This is a genomic window from Pseudochrobactrum albidum (genome assembly GCF_051851455.1).
Classification (GTDB): domain Bacteria; phylum Pseudomonadota; class Alphaproteobacteria; order Rhizobiales; family Rhizobiaceae; genus Pseudochrobactrum.
In genome coordinates, this window is sequence record NZ_JBPVTR010000024.1 from 311,287 (window position 1) to 336,110 (window position 24,824).

Annotated in this window: 33 protein-coding genes; 3 read left to right on the forward strand and 30 right to left on the reverse strand. The window is 52.4% G+C overall.

What is annotated here, in order from left to right; all coding sequences use genetic code 11:
- The first annotated feature begins 124 nt into the window (after positions 1-124).
- On the forward strand, positions 125-577 hold the full coding sequence (locus ACSTTO_RS12485; RefSeq protein WP_439273528.1) for a hypothetical protein: 453 nt from the start codon (positions 125-127) through the stop codon (positions 575-577).
- Between the two features lie 128 nt (positions 578-705).
- Here the strand turns inward: ACSTTO_RS12485 and ACSTTO_RS12490 are convergent, their stop codons facing one another.
- Both ACSTTO_RS12490 and ACSTTO_RS12495 read right to left on the reverse strand, forming a co-directional pair.
- Positions 706-1,458: a glycosyltransferase family 32 protein gene (locus ACSTTO_RS12490; RefSeq protein WP_439273529.1), complete on the reverse strand. Its 753-nt coding sequence runs from the start codon at positions 1,456-1,458 to the stop codon at positions 706-708.
- Between the two features lie 12 nt (positions 1,459-1,470).
- Positions 1,471-2,256, reverse strand: a complete 786-nt coding sequence (locus ACSTTO_RS12495) for a glycosyltransferase family 25 protein (RefSeq protein WP_439273530.1) — start codon at positions 2,254-2,256, stop codon at positions 1,471-1,473.
- A 159-nt stretch (positions 2,257-2,415) separates the two neighbouring features.
- Here ACSTTO_RS12495 and ACSTTO_RS12500 point away from each other — a divergent pair, with 159 nt between their 5' ends.
- Entirely contained in the window at positions 2,416-3,453 is a 1,038-nt protein-coding gene (locus ACSTTO_RS12500) for a glycosyltransferase family 2 protein (RefSeq protein ID WP_439273531.1), read from the forward strand.
- Positions 3,454-3,479: 26 nt separating this feature from the next.
- On the opposite strand, the gene ACSTTO_RS12505 is transcribed toward ACSTTO_RS12500, so the two are convergent.
- From ACSTTO_RS12505 to ACSTTO_RS12545, 9 genes are read right to left on the reverse strand one after another with little or no spacing between them, the layout of a single operon-like run.
- Positions 3,480-3,917: a hypothetical protein gene (locus ACSTTO_RS12505; protein WP_439273532.1), complete on the reverse strand. Its 438-nt coding sequence runs from the start codon at positions 3,915-3,917 to the stop codon at positions 3,480-3,482.
- Positions 3,918-5,120, reverse strand: coding sequence for a hypothetical protein (locus ACSTTO_RS12510; protein WP_439273533.1), 1,203 nt, complete (start codon positions 5,118-5,120; stop codon positions 3,918-3,920).
- A complete protein-coding gene (locus tag ACSTTO_RS12515) occupies positions 5,110-5,316 on the reverse strand; it encodes a hypothetical protein (protein ID WP_439273534.1) in 207 nt (68 codons plus the stop codon). Before ACSTTO_RS12515 ends, ACSTTO_RS12510 begins: the two co-directional genes overlap by 11 nt.
- Before the next feature lie 39 nt (positions 5,317-5,355).
- Positions 5,356-5,727 carry a hypothetical protein gene (locus tag ACSTTO_RS12520; protein ID WP_439273535.1) on the reverse strand — a complete coding sequence of 124 codons (372 nt, stop codon included), beginning with the start codon at positions 5,725-5,727 and terminating at the stop codon, positions 5,356-5,358.
- Positions 5,727-6,179 carry a hypothetical protein gene (locus ACSTTO_RS12525; RefSeq protein WP_439273536.1) on the reverse strand — a complete coding sequence of 151 codons (453 nt, stop codon included), beginning with the start codon at positions 6,177-6,179 and terminating at the stop codon, positions 5,727-5,729. Before ACSTTO_RS12525 ends, ACSTTO_RS12520 begins: the two co-directional genes overlap by 1 nt.
- Before the next feature lies 1 nt (position 6,180).
- Complete coding sequence (locus ACSTTO_RS12530; RefSeq protein ID WP_439273537.1) at positions 6,181-6,660, reverse strand: hypothetical protein; 480 nt, start codon at positions 6,658-6,660, stop codon at positions 6,181-6,183.
- On the reverse strand, positions 6,653-9,364 hold the full coding sequence (locus ACSTTO_RS12535; RefSeq protein WP_439273538.1) for a phage tail protein: 2,712 nt from the start codon (positions 9,362-9,364) through the stop codon (positions 6,653-6,655). Before ACSTTO_RS12535 ends, ACSTTO_RS12530 begins: the two co-directional genes overlap by 8 nt.
- A 24-nt stretch (positions 9,365-9,388) precedes the next feature.
- Positions 9,389-9,820: a GNAT family N-acetyltransferase gene (locus ACSTTO_RS12540; RefSeq protein ID WP_439273539.1), complete on the reverse strand. Its 432-nt coding sequence runs from the start codon at positions 9,818-9,820 to the stop codon at positions 9,389-9,391.
- The gene (locus ACSTTO_RS12545) at positions 9,820-10,485 is read right to left on the reverse strand and encodes a hypothetical protein (RefSeq protein WP_439273540.1); all 666 of its coding nucleotides are present in this window, start codon (positions 10,483-10,485) and stop codon (positions 9,820-9,822) included. The genes ACSTTO_RS12540 and ACSTTO_RS12545 overlap by 1 nt, the downstream gene beginning before the upstream one ends.
- A gap of 87 nt (positions 10,486-10,572) precedes the next feature.
- On the opposite strand from ACSTTO_RS12545, the gene ACSTTO_RS12550 reads away from it, so the two are divergent.
- Entirely contained in the window at positions 10,573-10,752 is a 180-nt protein-coding gene (locus tag ACSTTO_RS12550) for a hypothetical protein (protein ID WP_439273541.1), read from the forward strand.
- Here ACSTTO_RS12550 and ACSTTO_RS12555 read toward each other — a convergent pair.
- From ACSTTO_RS12555 to ACSTTO_RS12645, 19 genes are all read right to left on the reverse strand, one after another.
- On the reverse strand, positions 10,737-10,988 hold the full coding sequence (locus tag ACSTTO_RS12555) for a hypothetical protein (RefSeq protein ID WP_439273542.1): 252 nt from the start codon (positions 10,986-10,988) through the stop codon (positions 10,737-10,739). The genes ACSTTO_RS12550 and ACSTTO_RS12555 overlap by 16 nt on opposite strands.
- A gap of 16 nt (positions 10,989-11,004) precedes the next feature.
- Positions 11,005-11,601 carry a hypothetical protein gene (locus ACSTTO_RS12560; RefSeq protein WP_439273543.1) on the reverse strand — a complete coding sequence of 199 codons (597 nt, stop codon included), beginning with the start codon at positions 11,599-11,601 and terminating at the stop codon, positions 11,005-11,007.
- Between the two features lie 3 nt (positions 11,602-11,604).
- Positions 11,605-13,398 (reverse strand): phage tail tape measure protein, encoded by a 1,794-nt coding sequence (locus ACSTTO_RS12565; protein ID WP_439273544.1) that lies wholly within the window; start codon positions 13,396-13,398, stop codon positions 11,605-11,607.
- A complete protein-coding gene (locus tag ACSTTO_RS12570) occupies positions 13,398-13,610 on the reverse strand; it encodes a phage tail assembly chaperone (RefSeq protein WP_439273545.1) in 213 nt (70 codons plus the stop codon). The genes ACSTTO_RS12565 and ACSTTO_RS12570 overlap by 1 nt, the downstream gene beginning before the upstream one ends.
- Positions 13,607-14,017 (reverse strand): hypothetical protein, encoded by a 411-nt coding sequence (locus ACSTTO_RS12575; RefSeq protein ID WP_439273546.1) that lies wholly within the window; start codon positions 14,015-14,017, stop codon positions 13,607-13,609. The genes ACSTTO_RS12570 and ACSTTO_RS12575 overlap by 4 nt, the downstream gene beginning before the upstream one ends.
- A 3-nt stretch (positions 14,018-14,020) precedes the next feature.
- Positions 14,021-14,428, reverse strand: a complete 408-nt coding sequence (locus ACSTTO_RS12580; RefSeq protein ID WP_439273547.1) for a phage tail tube protein — start codon at positions 14,426-14,428, stop codon at positions 14,021-14,023.
- Positions 14,429-14,479: 51 nt separating this feature from the next.
- On the reverse strand, positions 14,480-14,944 hold the full coding sequence (locus ACSTTO_RS12585; RefSeq protein WP_439273548.1) for a hypothetical protein: 465 nt from the start codon (positions 14,942-14,944) through the stop codon (positions 14,480-14,482).
- Position 14,945: 1 nt separating this feature from the next.
- Positions 14,946-15,287 carry a hypothetical protein gene (locus tag ACSTTO_RS12590; RefSeq protein ID WP_439273549.1) on the reverse strand — a complete coding sequence of 114 codons (342 nt, stop codon included), beginning with the start codon at positions 15,285-15,287 and terminating at the stop codon, positions 14,946-14,948.
- The gene (locus ACSTTO_RS12595; protein ID WP_439273550.1) at positions 15,284-15,670 is read right to left on the reverse strand and encodes a hypothetical protein; all 387 of its coding nucleotides are present in this window, start codon (positions 15,668-15,670) and stop codon (positions 15,284-15,286) included. The genes ACSTTO_RS12590 and ACSTTO_RS12595 overlap by 4 nt, the downstream gene beginning before the upstream one ends.
- Positions 15,671-15,696: 26 nt before the next feature.
- Complete coding sequence (locus ACSTTO_RS12600) at positions 15,697-16,728, reverse strand: major capsid protein (protein WP_439273551.1); 1,032 nt, start codon at positions 16,726-16,728, stop codon at positions 15,697-15,699.
- Between the two features lie 78 nt (positions 16,729-16,806).
- Entirely contained in the window at positions 16,807-17,160 is a 354-nt protein-coding gene (locus ACSTTO_RS12605; protein WP_439273552.1) for a head decoration protein, read from the reverse strand.
- A 54-nt stretch (positions 17,161-17,214) separates the two neighbouring features.
- Positions 17,215-17,739 carry a hypothetical protein gene (locus ACSTTO_RS12610; RefSeq protein ID WP_439273553.1) on the reverse strand — a complete coding sequence of 175 codons (525 nt, stop codon included), beginning with the start codon at positions 17,737-17,739 and terminating at the stop codon, positions 17,215-17,217.
- A gap of 50 nt (positions 17,740-17,789) precedes the next feature.
- Positions 17,790-18,680, reverse strand: a complete 891-nt coding sequence (locus tag ACSTTO_RS12615; RefSeq protein ID WP_439273554.1) for a S49 family peptidase — start codon at positions 18,678-18,680, stop codon at positions 17,790-17,792.
- Positions 18,677-20,323: a phage portal protein gene (locus ACSTTO_RS12620; protein ID WP_439273555.1), complete on the reverse strand. Its 1,647-nt coding sequence runs from the start codon at positions 20,321-20,323 to the stop codon at positions 18,677-18,679. Before ACSTTO_RS12620 ends, ACSTTO_RS12615 begins: the two co-directional genes overlap by 4 nt.
- Complete coding sequence (gpW, locus tag ACSTTO_RS12625; protein WP_439273556.1) at positions 20,320-20,544, reverse strand: gpW family head-tail joining protein; 225 nt, start codon at positions 20,542-20,544, stop codon at positions 20,320-20,322. The genes ACSTTO_RS12620 and gpW overlap by 4 nt, the downstream gene beginning before the upstream one ends.
- An 11-nt stretch (positions 20,545-20,555) precedes the next feature.
- Entirely contained in the window at positions 20,556-22,592 is a 2,037-nt protein-coding gene (locus ACSTTO_RS12630; protein ID WP_439273557.1) for a phage terminase large subunit family protein, read from the reverse strand.
- A gap of 23 nt (positions 22,593-22,615) precedes the next feature.
- Positions 22,616-23,260, reverse strand: coding sequence for a hypothetical protein (locus ACSTTO_RS12635; protein ID WP_439273558.1), 645 nt, complete (start codon positions 23,258-23,260; stop codon positions 22,616-22,618).
- A 233-nt stretch (positions 23,261-23,493) separates the two neighbouring features.
- Positions 23,494-23,940: a DUF2513 domain-containing protein gene (locus ACSTTO_RS12640; protein WP_439273559.1), complete on the reverse strand. Its 447-nt coding sequence runs from the start codon at positions 23,938-23,940 to the stop codon at positions 23,494-23,496.
- Between the two features lie 32 nt (positions 23,941-23,972).
- Positions 23,973-24,758, reverse strand: a complete 786-nt coding sequence (locus tag ACSTTO_RS12645) for a hypothetical protein (protein WP_439273560.1) — start codon at positions 24,756-24,758, stop codon at positions 23,973-23,975.
- Positions 24,759-24,824: the final 66 nt, after the last annotated feature.

Sequence of the window (24,824 nt, forward strand, 5' to 3'; positions counted from 1 at the left end):
TTTAGCCCAAGTTAGAACTTTGAGGATATCTTTGCAAAGCAAAGCCGGCTATGCCACCTTGCCCGCCAATAGCCGCCCGTGGCGGCAGGTTTTCAGGCTGCTCTAAACAACTAGGTTGCGCGCTATGAATGGTTATCCTTACTGGAAGGTCGGAATAGGGTTTTCATTATGTCCGGCCATTGGCGGGGGCATTGTGGCGCTCATAGCCACATATTATGCTGCACTTCAGCCGCAACTGGATGCTCTCTTAGTTCTTGGCTTTGCCGCCTGGGCTTTATTTGTAATGCCGCTGACAGCCATTGCAATCAACACCCCGCCTGCTCTTGTTCTGGCAATAATTTATTTAGCCTTGCGCCTGTGCCGTTCATGGCAGAGCTATTTGCTGGTTGCTCTTTTGGGCGGGTGCGGCGCTTTTTTATGGGGTGTGTATATAGTGCCGGCAAACAAGGAGAAAGCTTACCTGCAGGCAATTGCAGAGAGCTGGCTATCTGCGCCGTTTGCCGGTGCATTTGCGCTTGGCGCGGTTTCATCATTGGTGATGGCGTTTTGGGTTTTGCCTGAGCATAAGCCCAGCTAACAAGATTATGGGCTGTTTTAGCCGGCTTGGCGCTTGGCATAACCCTGCCAAAACGCCCGATTGCCGGCCAATATGCACAAGGCCGCAGCCCCGTCACCGAAACGACTGCCCCGCCAAGATGGCAGAATTCAGGAATTGATAATTTCATATAGCGGGGTATCGGGCAGTATTTCCTGTTTATCGGTGGCTGAATTATATAAATGAAACGCCACTGTGCGCGGGGTTATCAGCTCTTTCACACTCAAGCCTTTTTCAGAAAGCAAAGAGGCACAAGTGTAGTGCATAGGATAATAATAATCTATCGGGCTTGCCAAGTGCCCCAGCCCCAGCTCCTTTGCCACATATGTTATCAACCCCGAGCCAATCACGCCCCATGCCTGCCGCGAAACAGGCTTTGGCCACCAGAAAGCTTTTCTCAATTGATAGCGCATTCTGCGACTGCGCGAAAACCACGGCGGGATAAAATAAGGATCTTCCGCAGCGGCCTGCAATTGTTGCAGCATGGCGCTGTTATGCGGCACTTTTAAAACAGCGCCATTGATTGTATTATGCGCTTCCCAACCCATAATATAATCACTGTCTTCCACCGGTTTGATGCAATAAACATCGCAATCGGCATATAAGCCCAAACCTTCGCGCAAAATTCTATAGCGATAAATATCAGATGCCAAAGCCAGATTGCCGGAGCGCGTTTGCACAATCTCGCTCTCTTTCATCAATTTGGCAGCATCAAAAACCTTAACCCCTTTGGGGGTATCTTCCGGCGTGCCATAGGAGTGCAGCACCACCTCATGGCCATGGCGCAAAAAAGAGCGCAAACATGCAGCATGCACAGCACCAAGGCGCTTGCCTATCCAAAGGCTATTCACAACACGCGACATATATTTTTCCAATTACTCATAAGGAACGATAAAACGCTTTTCAAAAGGAAATCTGGCCGCTTTATTCAGCCCCTTTTTTATTTCACGTATAATTTTGCGATAACCAGAAATTTTAGGCCGGTTTTTCATTCTGGCATCATAAACAGAACGCCCCTCAATATCTCCTTCAAATATTGAATCTTCCTTCTCAAGGAACCGCTCTTGAATGCAAATAGCAGGTACCAATTGGTGCGCACCGCCACCATGGCAGCCGCTAATATCCGGATCAAATAAAAAATGATCAATTGGCACCGGAATATAATTATCAGATAGAGCAAGCAACCTGCCTGCCAGCTTACGCGAAATGAGATAGGCACCCGTGCCAAAATGGAAGGATGCCAGCTCATACACACTTCTGCCAAGGACAGGAAAAGCGCCCCATCTCTTATAATTGGCCTTTATATTGCCCGTTTCAAAACGCAATAACTCTATGGATGGTGGCACCCAATCAAAACCTGCTAAAAACTTTTCAGCACTTGGAGAGATAACAACATCATCCTCCATCACCACGGCATATTTCTCACCGCTTTGCAGCAATTGCTGCCAGCATTTGCGATGGCTCATAAAACAGGCAAATTCTGCATCAGAGGGGCGCGGCCAGTTAGGATCAACCTTGTATTTTTCACGCTCCTCCGCAGCAAGCCTGATTCCGTCAACCGCATCCACACGGGTGAAGCCAAGCCCCAAACCGCGCAATTGCCGGCCAATATGCGCAAGCCGCTCCGGCCTTCTCTCAAGGTTAATTACAAAAATTGCCATGTCCCGCCAAACCAATTATAAAATTATGCGCCAAGTAACTGTTTTCTTCCGGCTCTGTCAAACCAAGTTAATCAAATTTTATAATCAATTTATCTGTAATCACTCCCCCTTGTTTTCTGTTATTCCATATGGCATCTGGCACCTGAAGGCGAGGCGCATATGTCAACATCAAAAATTAAACTTAGCATTCTGGTTCCGGCATATAATGTTGAAAAATATATTTATGAATGTCTTGAAAGCATTGAAAAACAACTCACTCCTGAGTGCGAAGTTATTGTTTATGATGACGCCTCTACGGATAGCACTGTTGATATTATAAAAAACAGCCCGATCTATCTCAAAAATAACTTCAAACTTGTTACAGCAGAAGAAAACAAGGGGGTAAGCTTTGCAAGAAACACTTTGTTTTCTCTGTCATCAGGAGAATATGTGTGGTTTTTTGATTCTGATGACCTGATTTTAGGGGGCAGTGTTGATGTCATATTATCAGCAATCAAAAATGCTCAGGCAGATGTTATATTTTTCAATTTTAACCTATTATTTGATGACCCTGTAAAACAAAACCAGTGCCTCAAGCTTGAGCAGGCAACATATATTGGCGCATCCGGTTTTCACGAAACAGATAATACCATTGCATTTTCAGCATTAATACGGAGTGTCAACCTGCACCCGCATTCAAAAATTTTCCGCAAGGATATCCTTATAAAAGAAACAGAATTTCCTTTTGGAAAAATATTTGAAGATATCAGCGTTATCCCTCTCATGGTATCTCTGGCTAAATCCATATTTTATATAGACAAGCCATTATATGCATATCGCCAGCGCGATGGCAGCATTTTAAGCAGCATGCGCATAACAGATGAAATCAAGCCAATGCAGGCCGTGCTTGATCTAAAAACACGCTATGAAAAAGTTCATGGCAAAATGAATGATGAAGCCTTGAGTGCCCTTATGGGTTTTTCTCTTTATCAACTAAGGATTGCTGTCAGAAAGATTGCCAGAACAGCACCGGAAAATATCAAAGCGCAACTGTTGAAAGCACTTATGGATACTTTCCGGCAAATTCATGGGCGAAATTATTTATACGTCATGAAAGCATGCTACAAAGAAAAAGGAGCGGCTTATTGCTTCCACATTACAAAGCGTTTTTTTGTTGCGCATTCGATTATAAAAAGAGCAGCTAAAAAGCACTTATAGCAGAGCAATAAGCCTCAAACATAAACCTACGCCGCCAATATCTCCGCAGCGCGTTTTTCACCAAATAGCTGAACAGCGACCTGTTGCAGCACCGGCCATAGCTCATGATCGGAGCGGTAGGTGCTGGCAGTCATGAAAATCTGCCGCACACGCACCGGCTGCATGGCCATAGCTGCCTCAACCTGCTCCGCCTCATCATTGCTCAACCTCTCCCAAAGTGTGACTGCGGGCATTACGGTTACAGGCTCGGGCTGCGGCTTAGGCGGCACATAGGGCAGAATTTCCTGCTCTGGATGGTCTGCAAGCCACTGGCGAAACATTGGCGCAGAGCCGTAATTATCACCGTCTCGCAGTGCGTAGACTGCCCGCAGGCGCTCCCCTGTGTTAACCCCAGTAAAATCAGCGTCAATTAACAGTGCACCGTCAATATCACGCCGGACTGAAAAAATTTCGTGGATTTTCATTTAGCTAACCCTTTGGTAAAGATTTAAGTTGTTGTAATATTCAAAATAACCGCGCTGTCTCCACACACCCGCCAATACTGGCCCCGAACCGCCAATAGTGTAAATGGCGTTTTCTGTGGCGAGCCTTATGGTCGCCGTAGAATTTCTAGGCGGTTTTCCGGACGAAGGAACCACCACATAGTGACCTATCGGGAAATTAACCTCATCCGGGTCGCTCCCTGTATAAACGCCTGGCCAGTTGCCCGCCGCATCAATCTCTGCCTGCCACTGTGCAGCCGCCTTGCCGCCAAGTGCCGCGCTGTCGCTGGCTTGTTCAGTTTTGCCAAGTTTTTCTGCCAGTGCAGCCGGCTGCACTGCGCTGTCTGCCTTTGCGCCTTGTGCAGCGGTGGCATAGAGGGCATCGGTCATGGCTTTTATGCCTGCTTTGATACTTCCCCATGTCCAGCGGCGCATGGCCGAGGTGCCGCTTTTAACACCGGCCACGGCATCAGCATCTGAAATTGTCTGCTCACCGGCAGCAGCAGCCAGCGCCGCCCCCACAGTGCCCACATTGGTTGGTGCGGCATTTTCTGCAACGGTCAGCAGCTTGGCTTTTTCTTCTGTGGTGTAGGGGGCTGTTGCCGCATCCAGCACGGCTTTGTTGTCATGCTCATGCCGCTCAGCACTGTTTTGCGCAATGGCGCTGCGCTCATCAGGCGTGAGGATAAGCGCATTTTCGCTCTCTTTCATATGCGCCATATCAAAGGCATCGGCCTTAACGCCGTCAGGGTCGTAAACGCCCTGCTTCATGCCGCCGGCGCGTTCGCCAAGCTCTGCCGCCGATAGCAGCGCCATAGCCCCCGCACCGGTGAAAACCGGCACCATATCCGCCGCACCGGAAAGGCGTGAAAATGCCTCCACATTGCCAGAGCCAAGCTGCATGATAAGCTCTCTGGTTGCGGCCATGAGGCGCGAAGGCTCTGCCTGAAAGCGCACCCGCAACGGCTGGTTTGCGCCTGCGGCAAGGCTCGGGCACGGCTCGCAAAGTGTGCCGCTGTTTTCACCGGTGATCGTGTTAATCACCAGCACAGCGCCGGATTGCGTTATCAGCATATCGCCGCTGCGCACATCGGCCATTTTTAAGGCAGAGCCGGTTGTGGTAAAATTTTCAGAGCCGGCCACAAGTGTCAGCCGCCCCAGTGTGAAATCGCCTTTAATTGCCATTGTCTGTCTCCGCATTTTTGGCCAGAATTTGGTTTTGCTTTGCCTGTAATTCGTTGATCTCATCCTGCAGGGCGGCAATTTTTATCTGCAGGTCATGGTTGGCTTGCGCCAGCAGCAGGGCGCGGTTGCGGTAATAGTCATTCAGCGCCGCAGCCTCTGCCAAGGCCGCAGCGTGGTTGATAGCCACACGAGACATGTGACCTCCATGTTAAAAGGTTGAAAGATGGGCGGGGATTCAGCCGCCTATAGAATTCCAATAGACGTAATAGGTCACATAGCGCGATGTGCCGGTTTTATTATAAATCCGCATAGATGCCATATTGGCCTGAATGCGCGCCTCAAACTGCGAGATAAAGGCAACCAACCCGCCAGAAGGCTTGAGCATGATCAGCGCCGGTTCATCATAGGTACGGTTGAAAGGTATGAGCACATTGCTGTGCGCAGGCACCTGCACAGACCCCGTAACATAAGGCGCAAGCGTGCCGATATCCTCATGCATGATAAAATCAAACAGATCTGTGCTATCAACACTCTTGCCGGGCTTTGATACCCGAAACTTAAACCGGCTGGCCACGCCAGCCCTTTGAAACAAAACACGGCCGGCCATCAGAACTTATCCCTAAGCTTGGTCAAAAACACCGTATAGTTGAAGCGGCACTCATAGCCATATGCCCATCCTTTAAAAACCAGCTTGTTATGCGAAATGCCAACCGGCGGCATAACATTGACAAGCCCCACGCTTCCTCCAAGAAAGTGCGCTGTAACAACATCCCGGAGATCGGGCGGGAAGCGAAACGGCTCGGAGCCGGAGGATTTGAACCCCATAAATGCCAGCGGGATAAATGGCAATTCAGGAAAGTTCACCTCAATATCATGCCGCCAATAACCAAGAGATTCATTTTTCCCGTAAGAGACAACAGAGCCCTGAGCGTGGATTTTCAGCATATCCGCCACAGATGACATAAGATATGAGCCGCCCTCTTCCACTGTTTGACCGGGGCGCGCCACCCATATGCCGTGCTCATTGCCGTTTTTGCCAATAAGTATTTTCCCAGCCATGTCACATCGCCATTATGAGATAGATAAAGCTTTCCTTGCAGTGCGTCCCGTTGCCTCTGTTGTAGATGCGCGGAATGGTAATCTTGCTTTCCGTCACCGTTATTGCGCCGGTGCGCCAATAATAATCCGGATCATTAATCAACGGCTCTGAACTTAACAAAACCATGCCGTGGTATGCCCAGTAGCGAGGGTCTGCAAGGCTGATGAGCATAACTGTCGGTACATAATCCAGCGGTGTAAAATTGATAACATTCGGAGATGACCAGTCTGTCTTTTCATCCCATCTGGTCAGGTTTTGCGGGGGTTTCTTAAAGCGTGGCGGTGCCGGATCAAGATACAGGCCTGCCTCAACGATAGTGCTGGCAAACAGCCAGTCACTGTCAAACATTTTATTGCCATCAGGCAGAGACGGGTCTGATGCATTAAACCCCTCTTTTGCCACAACCAGTTTTTTACCTGTCAGGAACAACTCATCAGCCATCAGAAATCCTCAGATAACCTTCATCCAGATTGATAACAAACCGCCCGTCAGGCGAGCGGATAACGCCTGCCGTTACCTCACCAATATTGGCAACCTGCATGGCTGCCGCGCCGTTGATAAAGGTAAAAGGTGATGTGCTGTCTTCGCCATTGGTGATGATGAACTGATCAGCATTCATAACCATGCGGCTCAAATTGTCTCTGGTCTCAATATATAAGGCAGCCTGTGACCAGCCCCCCGATGAGCCGGTTTTTACCTGCACGCCCCACACCGCCCAGCCATCCTCTGTTGACTGATGCGCCTCAGCACGCATGGTGACGGATGATGACAAACCGTCAACCTCTGCCAGCAAGGCCTGTATGTGGCCGGCATTTGCCGTAACCCTGCCGTCAACCGTGGTTATCTCTGCACTCAGCAGATCCATTGCCGTGGCAATGTCATCATCCACCTGTGTCTTAAGGCTGGTAATTGCCGCCGTATTAGCGCTCACACGCCCGTCTACATCGGTGATCTGGGTGTGCAGCGTGTCCACAGCCGTGGCAATATCATCATTCACCTGTGCGGTGAGTGTTTCAATCCGCGCTACAAGTGCAGAGTCAGGCCCTGTTGCCGCTGTTATTTTCAGGTCATATCTGGCTTCAGCCGCATCAAGCGATGAAACAAGCTCGCGGCGCAGTTCCTGCTTGTCTGCAAAATTGCCGCTGTCCTGTTCTGCCACCAGCTGGCCGATGCGCTCCAGCTCATCTTCAATCTCCCGCCGGCCGCCGCCGATAAATTCCAAAACATCGCTGACATCCTTATTCAGCTGATCGATGCTGATAGGATAAATATCCAGCGCGCCAAGCCGTATATCCTTGGTGCGCACCCTTATCCAGTCAGACCATTCAAACATGCGGTTGCCGGCATAGGTGCCATAGGTTGCCCGCACTTCATATTCAGTATTGGGCAGCAAAATGCCGGGGGCTATCTCAATCCAGCCGCGGCGCACATCCTCTGTGCGCCCTGTATAAATAACCCCAAGGGTGGATACCAACCGCAGCTCAAAGCGCAGCAGGTCGATATCATCCTTGCTGCCATCCCAGCCAAGCACAACAGAGCAGCGCCTGTTATTGCCATTGCTGTCCACGGCCACGCCGGCCTCTGCATAAAAATCAACAATCGGCTGCGGCTGCGGGCGCAATGCGCCAAGGGCACCATCCACCGGCGGTTTAAAATCTGTGCCGCTGTCCCAATCATAATCAGACGGGTCAACCTCAGTTAAATCCACCTGCACATCAAGGTTGGCGCGGTCAAGCACCCCGTCCACCCGCATCAGCTTGTTTGTGTAGCCATTGCGTGCAGAGCTCCATGAAAATATGGCACCAGGCGTTGCATAAGCCCAAAAGCGCGGCGGCAACACAATGGTGTGGCGGCGGGCGCGCTGTGCCTCTTCCAGCGCCGATTTCATCAGCCGCTGCACCTGCTCTGCATAGGGCACAAAGTTGAGCTCAACCGCCGCCATCAACCTGCGGTTGCCGTGCGCTGCCTCCAGATCAGTGCGGTGAATGGGCGGGGCAGATTTTACCACCCAGCCATCTTCAGGCGCGGGATAGGTGGCTGAAACACCGTTGATTGTATCTGCCAGCCCGAAAAACGGCGTGAATGATTGCCCGTCAGTGGAGATAATATCATCATCAGTAAAATGCGCCACCGGTGCATCCGGCGCGCCCACTGTCATAAGATAAGTGCCGCCAATTTCAGGAATGCGCCCCTGACAGGCCGTGTTCAGCGCCTCAAGCGCATTGGCAAGTGGCGCATCAACCGTAACTTCCCCGCCGGCGCGGTAGGTTGGCTCTGCCCCGCTCACACCCTGTATTGGCGCGCGGCATTTGTTAATAGCGTGTATCCAGTCTGCCGCAGGCAGGCGGCCTGCTGCCATGCCCTGCACCCCATAGAACCACTCATTATTCCAGCGCAGCCCGCGCAGCAGGTTATAGGCCTGCACGGCTGGCAGGTGGTCACCATCGCCGCCCCAAGTGGAAGGGTCAGACCACCGGTGTGTGCCATTGCCGCCGGCAGAACTGTCTTTGGCAATGTCATAAAGGCGCAAGCCATCCAGCTCGAATTTAAAATTCGGAATACCGGAGAACATCTGCTTGCTCACCCGCGCGGTAACAATGGCATAGGCCACACCACGGCCAATGCGGTTTCTGTCCCACTGCCGGTTATAATTGGAGCAGGTATTAACCAAAAAAGTATCGGCCGTGGTTTGGGTGCCGTCATAAAACTTGATCCAGAGATTGCCGCCCTCATTATCAAATTCCGGCACGCGGTAGCCCCAGCCGCTGTTGCTGCCGGTCAGGGTTACGGGCTCGCTGTTAACCCACACTTTGCGCAAGCCGGTAACCGGCAGGTCAGACAGTGCAATAACCTGTGTGAGATAGGCATTTGGCGTGTCCCCGTCCCGCCCCCATGTGTTTACCCACACCAGTGAGCCGGCGGTTGCCGTGCGGCCAAGGATAAATGAGCGCGGCAGATCGCCCCCGCCCTGCAATTGCCCGTTAATAGAAAATACAGGCTCTTTGGGCTTGCCGGCAATAGATTGCGCCAGCAAATTAAGCCCGATGCCAACCGCTGTTTTGAGCAGGAACCCGCCAACACCAGCCAAAAAGCTGCCACCAAGCAGGCCGCCAATCGCCGCTGCGATACCGGAGAAGATAGCCATAAATGCAACCTTGAAATAACAGCCTCAAAGGCTTTTGAGAAAATGTGTTTCAGCAGGCTCATAGCCGCATCGCTGATAAATTTTTGACACATCATTGCCGGCAAGGGCAGCCATGCCAATGGCGGTGCAGCCCTGCCCTCTTGCCCATGCCTCATAGGCGGCAAGCATTTTTAGCGCACTGCGCCCTCGGGCTTGCGGCGCAATGAACCAGACTGTTTCCTTGGCATAGCGGCCGGCACCAAAAGGGTGCTCAAACCATGCCGCCATCAGCAGGCCGCTCACATGCTCACCATGCTCCAAAACCAGCACACAGGCCTGATTGCTTGCCAGATGCTGCTCAAAAAGCTGCGCCGCATATGCCGCCTGAAACGGATAATCAAACCCTGCCGCCTGATGGCTCTGCCGCAACAGCCTGATGCAGGCCATTTTATCGGCGCTTGTTGCATGCCGCACCATCAGAAAATCCCCAGAAACTTCTTACGTTTTTTCTGTGTGGGCACCCTGCCTTTTTCAGAGCCCCAGAAGATTTCCCATTCGGTGGCTGTTGCCGCATCCTTGTAAAATGTATCATCAGGGTGGCGCAGCACCTGCGAGGTGTGGCTTCTGGTTTCAGGGTTGGAGCGGGTAAATTCCTGTGTGTGGCTGGTGCAGGTCATCACAACGCTGCCTTCTTCATTTTCTGAAGGTGTGTTGATAACGATCTGATCAACAAAGCCGGTGAAGCGGTTTTCTGCCGGTGCGGCCATGAGGCGTGTTTGCGGGTTAAACAACCCGCGATAAATTTCAACCCGCGCCTGCCGGCAATCATAATCACGCACAATGCGTTCCACATCCTCATGCACCTGCGACATGCGGATATCAACATTCTGCACCGACAAATTGGCAACAAGCGGAATATCATCAATTGAGATGAGCGAGCCGGTGCCAACCCATGGGCGGGTAACCACCAGACCGGTATCAGGGCTGATAATATCGGCCACCACATGGCCGACATCAGACCACAGGCCTTCTGTGACCGGCGCGCCGGTTTTCCTGTCGCGGGCAACAAGCCACAAGAAGTCACGCGCAACCAGCAGGCGCTGCTCTAAAGCGTGCTGATTTTCAGCTGAAATATAACGCATTTTAGTACCTGCCAATTAGGTGAAACATGCAGAATCGTGCTTGCTGGCCAAAGAAAGGGGAAAACTTAACAAGCAGGAGAACGGAAGATGGATGAACGTCTCGAAGTAAACGCATTCGACCAGATAACGATAACGCGAATGGAAGACGGGAAATGGAAGGTTGAAATGCGTGAAAAGAATGGCGGCATTATTGGCCGTCTTGCCGATCAGGCTGCAACTATTGATGAAGCCGCAGCCCTGATCAAAAAACGCTATCGTGTAGACTGAAATGCCTGACCTGCCTCTTTAGCCCATTCCGGTACTGGGGGGCGCGTCACTCTTCCACCCAGTACCGCTGAAACCACAGTCTCAACAAGCCATTCAGCAGTTCCTAAAAATATCTCTCCACGGTTCCCGGCTCTGACGATAAATTCACCATTCTCATCCGGGCGGATGTGAATAGCAACCGGTTCATCCTGAGGATAGTGAGTGACAGCTTTATTATCATGCGAAGTTGCAGACATAATCCTTCTCCTTATCTCAACACTCAATTGCCTGAAAAGAAATTGTGCCGCGGCCGGTGGCGGGGTCTGCCTGCGCGGTGAATGTGCCGGGCAGAATAATCATCGGCACAGAAGGCCTGATCAGCACCACCGCATTGCCGGCGGCTGTGCCCGGATAAAGCTGCGGGAACAACCGCAGCATGTTCCCTTCCACACCTGCAACCTGATAGAGGTGTGAGGCCACCTGCACATAATCGCCAATGCTGGCACGATAGCCATCCGGTAGGCCATTGAGCGTAACAGTGCAGTTATCCGGCCTGATTTCAGCTATTTTTACCGCAGAAACATCGCCAAGCCCCTCCCCGTTCGGATAGGCAACGGGGAAACACCGCCCCGCAGGCCGGCCTGCAAAGGGCTGCAATGCGCCATCCAGCGGCTTGAAGCGGGCTTTCCAATAATCCAGCTCATTAGGGCGCAAAACCCTTGTTATATAGGCTGCCTTCCACAGCGGGCGGCCAAGATCACGGGTCAACGTGGTGCCGCCGGCGGTGCGGCTTAATTCTTGCCGGTAAAACAGATCAAACTCACTTGCCCAGCCGGGGAAGTCGCTAAGAATATCAATTGTATCAGCCACCGGTCACCCCAATTTCACGTTGGATTTTTGCGCCTTGCGCATGGTGCTGATCACGCGGGCTTCCATCTCGCGGTTGGTTTTCGCCAAGCCTTTTTCAAGGCGGGTAATTGCCGCCTGATCAGCACCGCGGGCATCAATCTGATAGACTGGCGCAAAGGAAAAGCCGCCGGATGCACCATCCAAGCCATCATGGGGGATGATGCGGCCATGCGTGCCGGGAGAGAAGAATTCCTCACCCTTTTCATTAACCCGATACATATTGCCAGGTGTTACACTGCCGCCCGCTGCCCGCGCACCGCCAAACATCAGGCTAGCCAGACCGCCAAGGCCGGATGATTGCGGGCTAATGCCGAACAGGCTGGCAAATGGCCCTTGCCCCATAAGCAGCGCCTGCGCCATCTGGCGCAACAAACCGGATAATGCCTCCTTGGCAGAGAAAGAACCGCTGATAATTGTATCAATCATATGCATGGATATATCAGCCATATCCTGTGCGGCCTCTGCATTGCGCCGCAACTGGGCTTCCACGGCCTCAACTGCCTTTTGTTCCTGATAGCGCGCCTCAATCAGGGCAATAATCTGGCTGCGCTGTTCTTCTGAAGCGCCGGCACCGGCCTTGCGCAAGGCAATTTCCTTATCGCGCGCCTCATCCGAGAGGCCAACCAGCCGCAATTCTTCCTGCAATGAGGCAATAAGGTCATCAATTGCTTTTTTTTCGCGCTCTGCATCGCTGATTTTAGCCGAGCGAGAGCCGCCAGCGCGTGAGGTTTTATCATTTTTTGGCGGGATATAAGGCTTAACGGGTGGCCGGTTATCATCATCTCTTTTTGCAGTAGCCGCTTTTTTATCAGCAACTATTTTTTCCAGTTCTGCAATTTCATTTTCAAGCCGCTCAATACCCTTCCCATCTCTGCCCGCGATAATAAAGCGAGCTGCGCTTGATCTTTGTGTTTTGGCAATGGTATTTTTCTTTTCCTGAATTTGCCTCTCAAGCGTGCCGATTGTTCTTTCATCTGCCTTATTTAACAAGTTCATGAAATATTGAAGCTCTTTAAAGGCTTCAACAATCGCGGCTTTCAGCCCATGCGATACCGTATCGGTAATATCTGCAAAAGCCTTGTCCACATCGGCAGCCGCCTTCACCACATCGTCAGAGAGAACACGGCCAAGCTCTTCACCTTCCTTTATGGTTTCTGCCAGCCCGTCGCGCCCTTGCTCAATCAGCGCCACAAACTGCTCACCACCCTGCCCGCCCATGATTTTATCAAAAATGCGCATGCCGGCTGCCGTGTCTTTGAGCCGGCGGGTGCGGTCAATAATTTCCAGCATAAAATCTGCCGGATCCTTGAGCCGCTCTTTCACCTCTTCCGGCGACAGGCCAAGTTTGGCAAATGCATCGGCTGCCGGGCCTTTGCCGGTCTCTGCATATTCATTTGCCCGCAGGTTCAGTTCACGAAATGCATCAGCCATCGCATTCACCTCAATGCGATTGGCTTCCGCAACATATTTCATCTGCTGAAAAGATTTGATCGTCAATCCTGCCCGCTGTGCTGCGGTTTCAATATTGCCGATATCAGAAACAATCTGCCTGATACCCTGTATGGACAGGCCAACCCCCACCCCCGCCAAGGCACCCTTGATCAGCGTCATTGAGCGGTTGAAACCGGATGAAAGGTCAGAAAACTCCCGCTTTGCCATATTGGCCGTTGTTTTGGTGTCGGAGCGCACGCGGTTCATCGCATCATGAAAACCGCGGGAATTGGCACCAATATATGCCATAATATCATTGCGAGACATCAAATGACCTGCCGGATGGATTTGGTGGGAGGATAATGGCGGGCAATCGCCGCTGCCCGCTCCTTAGTGATAATATCTTTTGAACGCTTGCCGGTACGCCCCTCAATGGCGGCTTCCAGCTCCGGCCAGGTGGCACGCCAAAAAGTTTGAGGCGGCCAGCCAAGAACACCGGTTGCCAGTGCCAGCATTTGCTGAATATGCTCTGAAATCACGAGGGGCTTTGTGCGTTTCCCGATGCGGCCTCCAGTGCCTTTTCCAGATCATCAAGCTGGTCGGTCTCACCGCGGCGTTTTTTGCCGCTGTTTATGTGGCCGGCAAGTGCTCTGGTGATTGCCCGGCGGAATGATTGCTCATCAGCACCGCTCAAGCCGGCAATGGCCTTATGTGCCAGATCGCGGGCGGCCTGATCCCCGTCTGGATGGGTGGTGAGCACACGTAAGGCAGCCATCACCGTTTTGGGATGAAAGCCGATAAGGCGGGTATAGAGCTGTTCCATGGTGTCGCAACCGGCCACCTCACACAAGGTGGCCAGCCGGCCAAATTCCACAACAAGCACCAGATCGGTATCACCAATCCGGCAGGCGGCCTCACCGCGCAAGGGGTTGGGAAGAACGCTCATGGTTTATGCCGCGGTGAAAGCAACCGTGCCGGTGGCAGACATGCGCCCCTGACACTGCATTTCATTGGTTTTATCACCGGAGAAGGTGAGCGAAACCAGAAAATCAGCTTCAAAAGTGCCAACTTCAGGCACCACAACCTGATAGGGCGTGATAACCTGATTGACCGCATCGCCCGTCATTGCCTGTGATGCCGCATTGCTGACAAAGGCCCCGTCCAGCTGCACATTGATGCGCTGGATGCCATACATCAGCGACAAAACCAACTTGCTACCGGGATCTGCACAATTTGGCTTGGTAATATCAATTTCCTCATTGTTGATCTCAAGCGAGCGGGCTTCTGTCACACAAACAGAAACAAAATTATCCTGCGCCATCATGCGCTTGATCACAACCTCACGACCTAAAGCCATGGTGTTTCTCCTGATTTTTTGTGAAATGAAAAGCCTGAATTCAAACAAGCATCAGGCAGCCCTTTCGGGATGGCCTGCAAATGTCCGGTAGGTAATTTCAAAAACCATACGTCCGGCACCAAGGCTTTGCGCAGTGCCGGCATCAATAAAATGATCGGTTGATGACAAGATCATATCAATGATCAGGCCATCAAGGCGGCTTGGCGGCAATGCCCGCTCCACATCCTGAGCCAGATTGTCAAACTCGCGGGAAGGGTCTTTGCGCCCTTTGAAGTGGATAACCACATTGACAATCAACCTGTGATTGAGGCGTGGCAGCTCATTGCCGGTAACAGCATCATAAACCACACCATCAGGGCTGCTCTGATCACTGGTATAAAGCACGGTAAAACACGGAAAATCCTCCTGCGGCACGGCTGTTGTGCGCATCGGGGTGACAATGCCATCATGTCTTACAGCCACGGGGCGCAGATTTTGGCAGATTTTATCCAGTATCTGCTGGCGAAGATGCATCATTTCAATCATCCTCATGCAGGAGCAGCCGCTTCATAGCCCGCCCGTCATCAACCACACCGGCCACAGAAAAAACCTTGCCTGTCAGTTTACCATCATCACTTGCGATAATGGTAAGAGCCTCCCCCTGACGGATGCCATCAAGCGCAATACCGGCAGCGGCAAAGCTATAACTCACCCCTTCTGCCCCCAGCCCTTCCAGATCAAGCAGATCTGTCTCACGTATCTTGCGAAAAATCCCTTTCAGCAAAACAGTGTTGCCCTTGCAGGTTATTCCGGCCTCAACATTGCCAAGGCCGTCAACAAAGGCATCTGCCATTTGAGAAAAGACGGCAGGGCGGCTCATTGGCCGCCCGCCTCTTCTTGTGCCTCTTCCAGCGCCTTTTCAGCCGCGGCCAGACGGGCTTCCGCCTTTTCAAAGGCAAGCGCCTCATCATTATCGGCATCAATCTTTTGCAAAGCGGTATGGGCTTCATCATAGGCAGCCTGCGCCTCATCAAGCCCGGCCTGCAAAGCTGCCAAATCAGGTTTATTGGCCTGAATTGCTGCCTGATCGGGCTTAGAAGCAGCGGCAGGCGCTGCCCTTGTGCCTTGCAGCACACCAAATAGCACGGCAATTTTATCAGCCTCATCCTGCGGCAGAGCAACCATTGTGCCAGGCGGCACATCCTTGCCATTTATCCGCAATGTCACCGGATAGGCCTGTTTGATTATCCTGATTTTTGCCATGATCAATGTCCTTTCCTGCCGGTGTTTCAGCGAACCATGGCAAAAAGCGAGGCCGAAGCATCACCCGGCACAGGGAGCGGTGCGCTTTGCGTCATCAGGAAAGTGGCTGACGGGTCATCAACATTCCACATTTTCGGATAGCGGGACAATGGCTTCATCTGTGCGCCGATATCCTGAATGGCACCATGTGCCATAAAGCCTTGAAACTGGCTTGGCGCAATAACGCCAACGCCAAAGCTTGGCCACACCTCAATATCATTGCCGTCATCATCCTGAAACAGCTGGGTATATTGCCAGAAATTGAACTGGCCGACAGAGCCGAGATAAACCGCCACCATATCTTCAGAACCGGCAGCAACGGGGCCAAACTGCATTTCACCGCCCATCTGGCGGCGATTATCCAGAATTTCACGAATTTCCGGATCACCCTGCAAAAGCTCTGCTGCCTCTGCACCCAGAATAACTTCTGTGGCCGCACCGCCCGATGTGGTGGCAACGCGGGTTGCCCATTCGCGGATGGATTTGCGCACCGATACACCATTTTCGCCCCAGCGGTCTGTTCCTGTCAGGGCGATTGTGTGATTGGCCGGCCGGTTATAATCGACAATCTGGGTTTCATAATCCTCACCGCTCACAACAATCTTGCCGGTGCGCAGCGCCTCTGCCGCCATCACCTCTTCACGGCGTGTTACCTCATCATCCTGATCGGCCAGAATATCGGTAATTGTCTGCAGATAGCGTTCCTCTGCAGACATATTGCCATAGAGCGACTCACCGGGGCGGCGGCGGAAACCCTCACCTGGGCGCACAGTGTTTTTCGGTTTCACATAAGCAGGGGTAAAGGTTGATGTCTGGCGGCCACGAATGGCGCGTTCCTTGCCCGGCACAAGAGGCGAGACAAATGGCGCCACATTGCGGCGGCGCTTCAGCTTGTCAAAGGCGATCTCTTCCTGATCAGACTGAAAACCATTGGGGAAGAATGTGTCACGGATGAAAGCTGTCGGACGGTCACGAGATTCGATAACCGTCAACAATGCAGCTGTGCTGAATAAATCCATAGCGGATATCCTTGAAAATTGTGCCTGCGGCACAGTGAATGAGAAAATAAACCGGAGATAAAAAAACGAACCGGCCGGTCAGGAAAGGTGATGCACAAACAGCGGCGCAGAGGCCGCCCGCCATGCTCCCTCAACAGAGGCTGCATCATGGCCTGTGCCAAAGATCAGCCTACCGGCATCAAAACCGCCGGAGGCATAGGCATCCTTGATCACATCGCCGGCGGTGGTATCCACATCAATTGCCAGCACCATGCTTGGCACTTCCGAGCCGTCGGATGATGCGGATGCCGATACCAGAAATTTGCCGGCGGCTTCGCCCAGCACGGTACCGCGCTTAAGAATTCCCTGCCCGCCTGCAATAGTTACAGCGCGAACAGCAACAGGGTAATCGCCAACGAGAAGATCGCCTGGCATATAGGTTTCAGTGTGCATGGCAGCACTCCCGATCTGGTTTTAAAATTATGGTTGAATTTCAGCCAAAGGCTGTCAGCGGCGTGTGGTGGCGGCCGCGCGCTTTTTGGCGTGGGCAATCAGGCGTTCATCCGCTGTGCCCGCCTTTGGCTGCGCCCCGCCATTGCCCAAGGCAGGCACACGCCCCTGCATGCGGCGGCCAAGGCCGGTGCCGGCCGGTGCGCCGGAGGCAGAAAGCGTGGCAATGGCCTGCCTTGCCGACATATTTGTGTTGAACGCCAGATGCGCAGCCAATGACGGATTGTGATCAGCTTTGGATGATCCGAGAATAGCCGACATGCGCTTGCGCTCTGCCTTGCGGCCACGGGCATAATCGCCGGATTTTTCTTCATCCTCATTGGCAACCGGATCATCCTCACTGGCATCGGTCTCATCTTCTTCAGCGGCCGGATCAAACTCTTCATCCGTTTCAGCTTCAGGGTCATCTTCCGCCTCATCGGGCATCAGGTCATCTTCCATTTCTTCCGGCTTGTCTTCTTCAAGGCGTTTGCGGGTATTGCGGCCAGCAACGGCCGCGCGGATAGCGCGTGCGAGCGACATCGGCATGTTCCTTTTTGATAAATTTTAGAGAGGGAGATTATTGTTTGGCATCAATCGGCCATTGCGGCACAAAATGCCTCAAAGACCTTTTTGGGATGCCCCACCGCATCGGCAAGGCCTAAATCAACCGCGGCCTGACCGCGGAACGTATCTGCCTGTGTGGCAAGGGCGGCCTGTGTTGTCAGCCGTGCGCCGCGATAGCGGGCAACAGTCTCTGCAAACAAGATGCGCATGGCTTCCAGATCATTCACCGCTTCTGAATATTCTTCTTCGCTCATCGCCTCAAACATGCCCGGGCGGGCTTTCTTTTCACCGGCGCGAAGAATAGTAACTGCAAGCCCCTGATTTTTTGCCCAGCCCGATGCATCCACATGCATGGTAATAACACCGATTGAACCGGTATAGCCCGTGGCAGGAATAACAATCTGGCGGCAGGCGGCAGCCAGCAAATAAGCGGCAGAACAGGCATGATCGGTAAGAATGGCAATTGTGGGTTTTTCCTGTGAGAGCGCATACAGCTCTTCAGCGCAGGCAAAACATCCGTCCACCTCTCCGCCAAAGCTGTCAATCTCAAACACCACAGCTTTGATATCATCGCTGTTGCGGCAATCTGCAATCTGGATATTGAGCCCCTCATAGGAGGTCATGCCAGAATTTTTGCCAACCCATGCCCCTTTATTAACCAGTGAGCCTTCAATTTCTATCACTGCAATATTGCCAACCATTTTGGGGCCATTATAGATCTTTTCCCCTGTCCAGCCATCGCGCAATTCCCGCATATTCTCAGACAGAACGCCCATTTCCGGCGTGTCTGCCAGAGTAATATTCTGCCCCAGAACACGCGGGCCAAAGCTGCGGGCAATAATATTGGCCTTTGCCTCATGCAGCATCAGAGGCGTATCAAACAAACGCGCCGCAATTTCCGGCATGGCAAATGTCATTTATCCTCATCCTCATTATTTTTTGCCGGTTCATCATGGGGGGTATCCCCGCCAAACCGCGAGACAACTGCGGTACTGGCCACCTCACCCGATACAACACCATGCTTTTCTGCAAACCGCTGTTCACGGGCACGTTGCAGCATGTCTTCCTTCCAGTCCCGCCCTTGTTCAGCAGATTCTGACTCCTGTGTGGAAAGGCCGGTTGCCAGACGGATTGCAGCGGCGCGCGCCTCTTTCTCCGGATCAACCCAGCCGCGCCCCGAGCCAATCCATGCAGCCCGCGCCCAGCCAATCGGATTGGCCTCAAATGAAACCGCATGGGGCGGCAGCCTGATGCGGCGCTGATCAAACACCTCTTCCAGCCAGGCCATGTGAATGGGTTGCATAAAACTATGAGCAAAACTGGTTTTTCGCGCAGTCAGACCGCGCCAAATTTCCAGCAAGGCAGCACGGGCACTGGAATAATTAACCTTTGACCAGTCCATGGTTAGTTGCTCATATGTGAGCCCTATGGATGAAGCGATATTGCGCAGCGCGGCATTAACGAACACTTCAAATGCGGCATTGGGGTGCTCGGACTTGGTAAAAACAACATCCTCACCGGGGTTAAGAAAATTGAGCTGCGCCCCTTTGAGGCGGATAGGATCGGCCTTATAAGCGGCAGCCTGTGCCATGGCCTGCGCCTCAAAAAATGCATTAATTGATTTGCTGCTGTCACCAACGCTGAAACTGTCTGCCAGCTGATCCATATCCAGTGGTGTTTTGATAAACGCCGCCATCACCGCATTGAGCGAAGCCGCCTGCAGCTCATAATCATTATAATCAGAAACCTGCTTGAGCTGTTGCAAAACGGAAGCCCACGGGCTTACACCGCGTGTCATACCGGCGCGGCTGGCCTCAAAGGCATGCACGGCGGTGGGTCTTCCCCATTCTGTTTCCCGCTCCACCCGATCCCAGACAAACATATCATGCATAGGCCGCGTAATATCGCCCGGATGCGACCGGCGCACATGATAGGCAATTGGCGCGCCAAAGCTGTCTATCTCAACACCATCACGCAAAAATTCCGTATCCATAGCGCCATACGGGTTAGAGATGCGCGCCGGATCAATCACATGCACACAGGTGCCATATCCGTTTGCGCCCATGCGATAAGGCAAAACCGCAAAGGCTTCCCCATCGGTAAAACGATGACGCGCGGCCAGCCCCAGAAGACCGGCAACAGATTTGGTGCGTTCTGCATCAAACCAGTTACCGGGATCTGTTGCCACATCCGACCACAAACCCTCAATCTGATCGCCGATCTCATCCGCCTCATCGGCGGTGAGGTTCAAAGTGCGGGCATTAGGCTGTGATGATAACCGCCATCCGGAGCCAATCACCGTATCAACCAGCCGCGATACACCGGCCGATGCCCAGCCATTATTGCGCACAGCATCATTGACGCGGTCAATCACCACATCGCGCGATAATGTGAGTGCAGCCTGCCCTGAATATGTGCCAGGCCGCCAGCCTGCCATGGATGCATGATCAGAACCTGCAGCCTGATAAGCAGCATTCATTGCAGCGCGCCTGCGGGCATCAGCACGCATACGCGGCGGCAATGGCTTGCCGCCGGCATCCAGAATAACCGTCTCACTCATAAAAATACCACGCGGCGTGTACGGGTGCGGGAAGTGCTTTCCAGCCCGAGTTGCATTCTCAATTCACGGATATAGAGGCGCAGCCGCCCTTCATCCGCTGTTGTAAAGGTAACGCTCTCACCCTGATAGCTGAGCTGCACTGTGGCATTGCCAACCATGAGTTTATGCAAGGCCGTCTCTGCTTCAGTAAGACGCGCCTGCAAGATAGTTCTGTCTGTCATGATATTTCCGATCAGCCGCGGCGGCTTGCACGCGCATTGGCACGGGCAATAGCAGCTGCCACCAATGGCGATTGTTTCTTTTCTGTATCAGATTTTACAACCGGTGCATCAGGCTGTGGCCGGAGCAGCAATTGTTCTTCCAGATCAAGCTGTGCAGGCGGCGGTTCCTGTGCCAGACGCTCTGCCAGTGCATCCCATTCCTCTTCAGTCCAGTAGTTTATGCCAAGGCGCAAGGCCGCAGCCATGGACTGGTTGAGCATATCAAGGGCTTCATTGCGCTTGCCTGATGGCAATTCCCATTCATAATAAGGGTGGCCAGACCGGCCAGTGCGCTGCACACGTCTTTCAGAGGTTGCCTGCTCAAAAAAATCATCCCCAAGACCATGTACAAAATCAATATAGCCGGTCTGTTCAGGATCTTCCTTGCGATATGAGCGGTAGAGTGATGCCTTCATCACTGAAGCATTGAAGTTGAAGAAGCGCCGCGAATATTTAAGCGGTCTGCCTTTCTTGTCTTTCTCTTTCTTAACCTGCGCCAGCATCGGCGCCGCTTCACGGTTATCCCCGCGCACCATGATCACATCGGTGATCGGGTGACGGCGCGCCCATTCCCAGACATCTTCCGTATAGGCATTGCCATCAATCGCGGTCAGATCAGCCTTGCGCCGGTTGCCCCAGCAATCAGGCCATTCACGCCTGACAAGCTGTGACAGCGCATGCTGGACAGCAGGTTCAGAAATATGCCCTGAATGGGCGGTGAATCCTGGCAGGTTGCGGCCGGTATTATCGTCAAATATTCCGCGGTCTATCACCACGCGATAGCGGTTTTTGCCATGGCCCACCAGCAGCCATTCCACACGGTCACCCTGCACGTCTATGCCAATGGTAAGGATGAGCGCCTTTGGCGGAATAACCCCGCGCGGCAATCCGGTTTGCGCTGCCCTGTCGCGCAACACTTCCCAGCCAATCGCCTCACCCTCTGTTTCAAAAGGCTGCCCCAGCCAATCATTGAAAAACACCTGTTCGGCACCGGCTTTCTTGCCCTTATCATCAGGGCCGCCGCGCTGCACATGAATATAGGCGCGGGCAATTGCCTCCCAGCTTTCCAACGGCGAATAGGCCACCCAGATGTGGAATGAGCGGTGATAACGCGCCCGCTCCGGATATTTTGCAACCCATCTTGCGCCATTTTCAGGGGCAACCATCCAGGCACGGTGATGCTCTTTGATTTCGCCGCCACATTTTATGCAATAAAAACACGCTTTTTCAGGATGATCCGGATCAATATGATCGCGCATCTGCTCCCATTCCAATGGCTGCAATTCATGGCAATGCGGGCATGGTACATGATAGCGTTCCTGTGTGCCCTGCTCAAAATTGGCGCTGATCCGGCAGCCAGGCGCAATCAGCGGTGTTGAGATTTTCAAAATCTTTGCAGCAATAAACGCCTTAGAGCGGCTTTCAGCCTGACTTTCAGGATCACCGGCCTCATTATTCTGCCACTTGGACAAATCATCCTGCACCTGCTTGCGCGGTGAGATCATCGACAGGCCAGAAGGGGAATTAGCACCTGCCGCCTGTATTGCGCCGCGCCCGTCAGCGCGCTCCTTATAGTGGATCGAATTGCCGCCTTCACGGCTCTTGTCAGGAAACAGCGCCGTCAATGCCCTGGTTTCACGGATCAGCGGCATCAGTTTCTGTTTTGACCAACGCGAGGCATTCTCTTCAGTGGGATGCACATAGAGAAAATCGCATGGATCCATATCCATGGTGCCCAGCGTAAAAATATTGGCCAGCACCGTGCCGCCAACCTGCGCCGATTTGGCAATTGTCACAATCCTGCACGGATCTTCCGGTGACAAGGCTTTTAAAATTTCCGAGAAAAACGGAAATAATGCCTCATTATATGGCCCAGGAAACTGGGTGATGCGATCAGAAAAAACAATATTCTTCTTTGCCCATGCCAGATAATCAACCGGTGGCGGCGGCATGGTCTCCTGCGCCAATATCGAATAGGTCAGCCATGCCGGATTGCAAAGCAGTGTCATGTCCCAACCATTTATTCTGTGTGTTAAAGATCGCTTGCCGGCAGTTCCGGATCTGTCAATGTTTCAGGCTCTGCCGCCTGCATATCGGCAAAGCCTTCCGCTGCCTGTTCCCGCACCCTGCGAAATGCCTGCTGCAGGTGGTGTTGAATATCGCGCTGCGGCAATTCCAGCTTGCCTGCAAGATAGGTGGCCATATCCGCCAAACCGCCTTCCATCACTCGGAATGTCATGGCAACGGCTCTGGTTATTTCAGCTTTCGCATCGGCTGAAAGCATATATCGCCCTGATGCCAGCGCCTCTTCACGCTTGATGCGTGCTGTCTGCATTCTGGCCTGTTCAAGCTTTTCACGGGCTATCTGATCGGCAACCAAATCACTTTGTGATTGAAACGCCTCTGGCACCAGTGCTTCCGCATTCTTCAGCAAAGGGGCATCTGCAATGCGCGTTGTCATCCCGTTTATGCCAACGCGCTGTGAAACATCCAGCCGGTTGCTAAGATGGCGCTTGGCACGCTCAACAATAATTCGTGCGCTGCGCCCTTCGCCCTGCAATGCATCACGGCCGATCTGTCCGGATGCAATATATTGCGAAACCCGACCGGCAGAAACATTGATCAGCTTGGCAAATTCACCCTTGCTCATTGTCTGATCTGAATGAATATCCGCCATGATTTTCCCAAAAATTTACATCCGGCCTTGCATCCCGTGAATTTAGTACTGGACTTTAGGTCTTTAGCCCTGACTTTAGGCTTTAATTTGAGGCTCAGACTGCCGAAGACCCGCGGTGCGAAATACCCGATGGTGGCGCGTGGCAGGAAGGACCCGAAATGATGGAAAAGCCTACAAGCAGAACTTAAAAATGCGCTACCCGAACTTTCTTAGCCTCACCCACGAATTTAAGGTTAACCGCCCAAACTCTGTTTAATTAAGTCTGTGATGTAGCTTTCAGCAATTCGCCCAACAGTTTTCAAACTATTAACACCCAGCTTTTGTGCGTTACCTTTGATCGCTATCCAGTGCTGAGGGGTACGGGCTGCATCAAGAAATTCATGTCCGCTTAGCGTGAGCCGGTTAATAGTATAAGTAACATGCAAAATGATTGGATCTTCATAATCGGGGATAGTATCAATCCCGGCTTTAATAAAACCAGCTTCCTCTAACAGCATCACGTGGTAAGCGATTTCATTCGCTGACCAACCTGTAAGCGTTATATCCTCAATATGTGAAATTGGTCGATCAGCCTTCTCTTCAATGAACAGAAGCAACTCGCGCACCAAATCCATATTCAGTTTCATGTCTGCCCTCACTCTATATTTAAAGTTAGGAGCAATATTGCCCATGATCGGCATCAATGTCTCCTTCTTTTAAATATGAGGGAAAGCTACCTTGAACGCTTGCCAACCTCTTCCGCGAAATAACGGGCGAAGCGTTCTTCTGCCACGCGCTGCACAGTCTGATGAAAGTTGATCACACGCTCATAAGGCCGCATTCTCACAAACAGCAATATTGGCTTGATGGAATTATCCACCGGATTGCGCTGCCACACCCCGGGGTGCAAATGCGAACCGCGTTCTGGCACAAAGAAGCGCGCATTTTTGTAACGCGCATTGCGCTTGAGCGAAGCCGCGCTGCGCTGGCGGTTATAACCTGCAGTGCGTGCTGCAATCTGCAAATCTGCCAGAATGCGAACAATCAGCGCCACACGAACATTGCCATATTGATCCAGCGGGCAATCCCTTGCAGGAACAGCATATAAGCCCTTATCCATAAAACCGGCACGAATGAGCTGATGCTCAAATGATTTGAGATTGCGCTGCCCGCCGAAAAACTGCGGTGTCAGAAAATTTGCAGGCGGGGTTGAGTTTTTTGCCCATGATTTGCCTGCTATGATAACCGCAGCCGACAGATTGGCAGCGGTTGCCCGCTCATAGGCAACGCCGCGTTTTGCAAATGGCGTTACCCGATCCAGCCTTGCTTCCATCTCATCCTGCACGGCCAGACGGCCAACAGCCGCGGTGCGGTTTAATGCGCCGATGATGGCCTTTGGCAGAACATCACGCTCATAGCGTTTAAGCTGCTTCTCCCATTCCCCGGTGCTGAAGTTTATATAAACAGATAAACCGACAGATGACGAAGCCCCGCCCACTGAAGATGCAACATCAAGCATATTGAATTAATCTTTGCTTAGATCGACAACATATTTATAAGCCGGCTCTTTTGCATTGAGCACAAT

Bases quoted from the DNA above. Each gene is read 5' to 3' on its own strand.
- ACSTTO_RS12600 (WP_439273551.1), bottom strand. From the start codon at position 16,728: ATGGATTTATTCAGCACAGCTGCATTGTTGACGGTTATCGAATCTCGT.
- ACSTTO_RS12530 (WP_439273537.1), bottom strand. From the start codon at position 6,660: ATGGCTGATGAGTTGTTCCTGACAGGTAAAAAACTGGTTGTGGCAAAA.
- ACSTTO_RS12510 (WP_439273533.1), bottom strand. From the start codon at position 5,120: ATGGCAATTAAAGGCGATTTCACACTGGGGCGGCTGACACTTGTGGCC.
- ACSTTO_RS12515 (WP_439273534.1), bottom strand. From the start codon at position 5,316: ATGTCTCGTGTGGCTATCAACCACGCTGCGGCCTTGGCAGAGGCTGCG.
- ACSTTO_RS12500 (WP_439273531.1), top strand. From the start codon at position 2,416: ATGTCAACATCAAAAATTAAACTTAGCATTCTGGTTCCGGCATATAAT.
- gpW (WP_439273556.1), bottom strand. From the start codon at position 20,544: ATGACAGACAGAACTATCTTGCAGGCGCGTCTTACTGAAGCAGAGACG.
- ACSTTO_RS12620 (WP_439273555.1), bottom strand. From the start codon at position 20,323: ATGAGTGAGACGGTTATTCTGGATGCCGGCGGCAAGCCATTGCCGCCG.
- ACSTTO_RS12485 (WP_439273528.1), top strand. From the start codon at position 125: ATGAATGGTTATCCTTACTGGAAGGTCGGAATAGGGTTTTCATTATGT.
- ACSTTO_RS12535 (WP_439273538.1), bottom strand. From the start codon at position 9,364: ATGGCTATCTTCTCCGGTATCGCAGCGGCGATTGGCGGCCTGCTTGGT.
- ACSTTO_RS12590 (WP_439273549.1), bottom strand. From the start codon at position 15,287: ATGAGCCGCCCTGCCGTCTTTTCTCAAATGGCAGATGCCTTTGTTGAC.
- ACSTTO_RS12605 (WP_439273552.1), bottom strand. From the start codon at position 17,160: ATGCACACTGAAACCTATATGCCAGGCGATCTTCTCGTTGGCGATTAC.
- ACSTTO_RS12575 (WP_439273546.1), bottom strand. From the start codon at position 14,017: ATGAGCGTTCTTCCCAACCCCTTGCGCGGTGAGGCCGCCTGCCGGATT.
- ACSTTO_RS12545 (WP_439273540.1), bottom strand. From the start codon at position 10,485: ATGCGTTATATTTCAGCTGAAAATCAGCACGCTTTAGAGCAGCGCCTG.
- ACSTTO_RS12635 (WP_439273558.1), bottom strand. From the start codon at position 23,260: ATGGCGGATATTCATTCAGATCAGACAATGAGCAAGGGTGAATTTGCC.
- ACSTTO_RS12630 (WP_439273557.1), bottom strand. From the start codon at position 22,592: ATGACACTGCTTTGCAATCCGGCATGGCTGACCTATTCGATATTGGCG.
- ACSTTO_RS12505 (WP_439273532.1), bottom strand. From the start codon at position 3,917: ATGAAAATCCACGAAATTTTTTCAGTCCGGCGTGATATTGACGGTGCA.
- ACSTTO_RS12595 (WP_439273550.1), bottom strand. From the start codon at position 15,670: ATGGCAAAAATCAGGATAATCAAACAGGCCTATCCGGTGACATTGCGG.
- ACSTTO_RS12640 (WP_439273559.1), bottom strand. From the start codon at position 23,940: ATGCCGATCATGGGCAATATTGCTCCTAACTTTAAATATAGAGTGAGG.
- ACSTTO_RS12540 (WP_439273539.1), bottom strand. From the start codon at position 9,820: ATGGTGCGGCATGCAACAAGCGCCGATAAAATGGCCTGCATCAGGCTG.
- ACSTTO_RS12490 (WP_439273529.1), bottom strand. From the start codon at position 1,458: ATGTCGCGTGTTGTGAATAGCCTTTGGATAGGCAAGCGCCTTGGTGCT.
- ACSTTO_RS12520 (WP_439273535.1), bottom strand. From the start codon at position 5,727: ATGGCCGGCCGTGTTTTGTTTCAAAGGGCTGGCGTGGCCAGCCGGTTT.
- ACSTTO_RS12610 (WP_439273553.1), bottom strand. From the start codon at position 17,739: ATGTCGCTCGCACGCGCTATCCGCGCGGCCGTTGCTGGCCGCAATACC.
- ACSTTO_RS12525 (WP_439273536.1), bottom strand. From the start codon at position 6,179: ATGGCTGGGAAAATACTTATTGGCAAAAACGGCAATGAGCACGGCATA.
- ACSTTO_RS12580 (WP_439273547.1), bottom strand. From the start codon at position 14,428: ATGGCTTTAGGTCGTGAGGTTGTGATCAAGCGCATGATGGCGCAGGAT.
- ACSTTO_RS12615 (WP_439273554.1), bottom strand. From the start codon at position 18,680: ATGACATTTGCCATGCCGGAAATTGCGGCGCGTTTGTTTGATACGCCT.
- ACSTTO_RS12555 (WP_439273542.1), bottom strand. From the start codon at position 10,988: ATGTCTGCAACTTCGCATGATAATAAAGCTGTCACTCACTATCCTCAG.
- ACSTTO_RS12550 (WP_439273541.1), top strand. From the start codon at position 10,573: ATGGATGAACGTCTCGAAGTAAACGCATTCGACCAGATAACGATAACG.
- ACSTTO_RS12645 (WP_439273560.1), bottom strand. From the start codon at position 24,758: ATGCTTGATGTTGCATCTTCAGTGGGCGGGGCTTCGTCATCTGTCGGT.
- ACSTTO_RS12585 (WP_439273548.1), bottom strand. From the start codon at position 14,944: ATGATGCATCTTCGCCAGCAGATACTGGATAAAATCTGCCAAAATCTG.
- ACSTTO_RS12565 (WP_439273544.1), bottom strand. From the start codon at position 13,398: ATGTCTCGCAATGATATTATGGCATATATTGGTGCCAATTCCCGCGGT.
- ACSTTO_RS12495 (WP_439273530.1), bottom strand. From the start codon at position 2,256: ATGGCAATTTTTGTAATTAACCTTGAGAGAAGGCCGGAGCGGCTTGCG.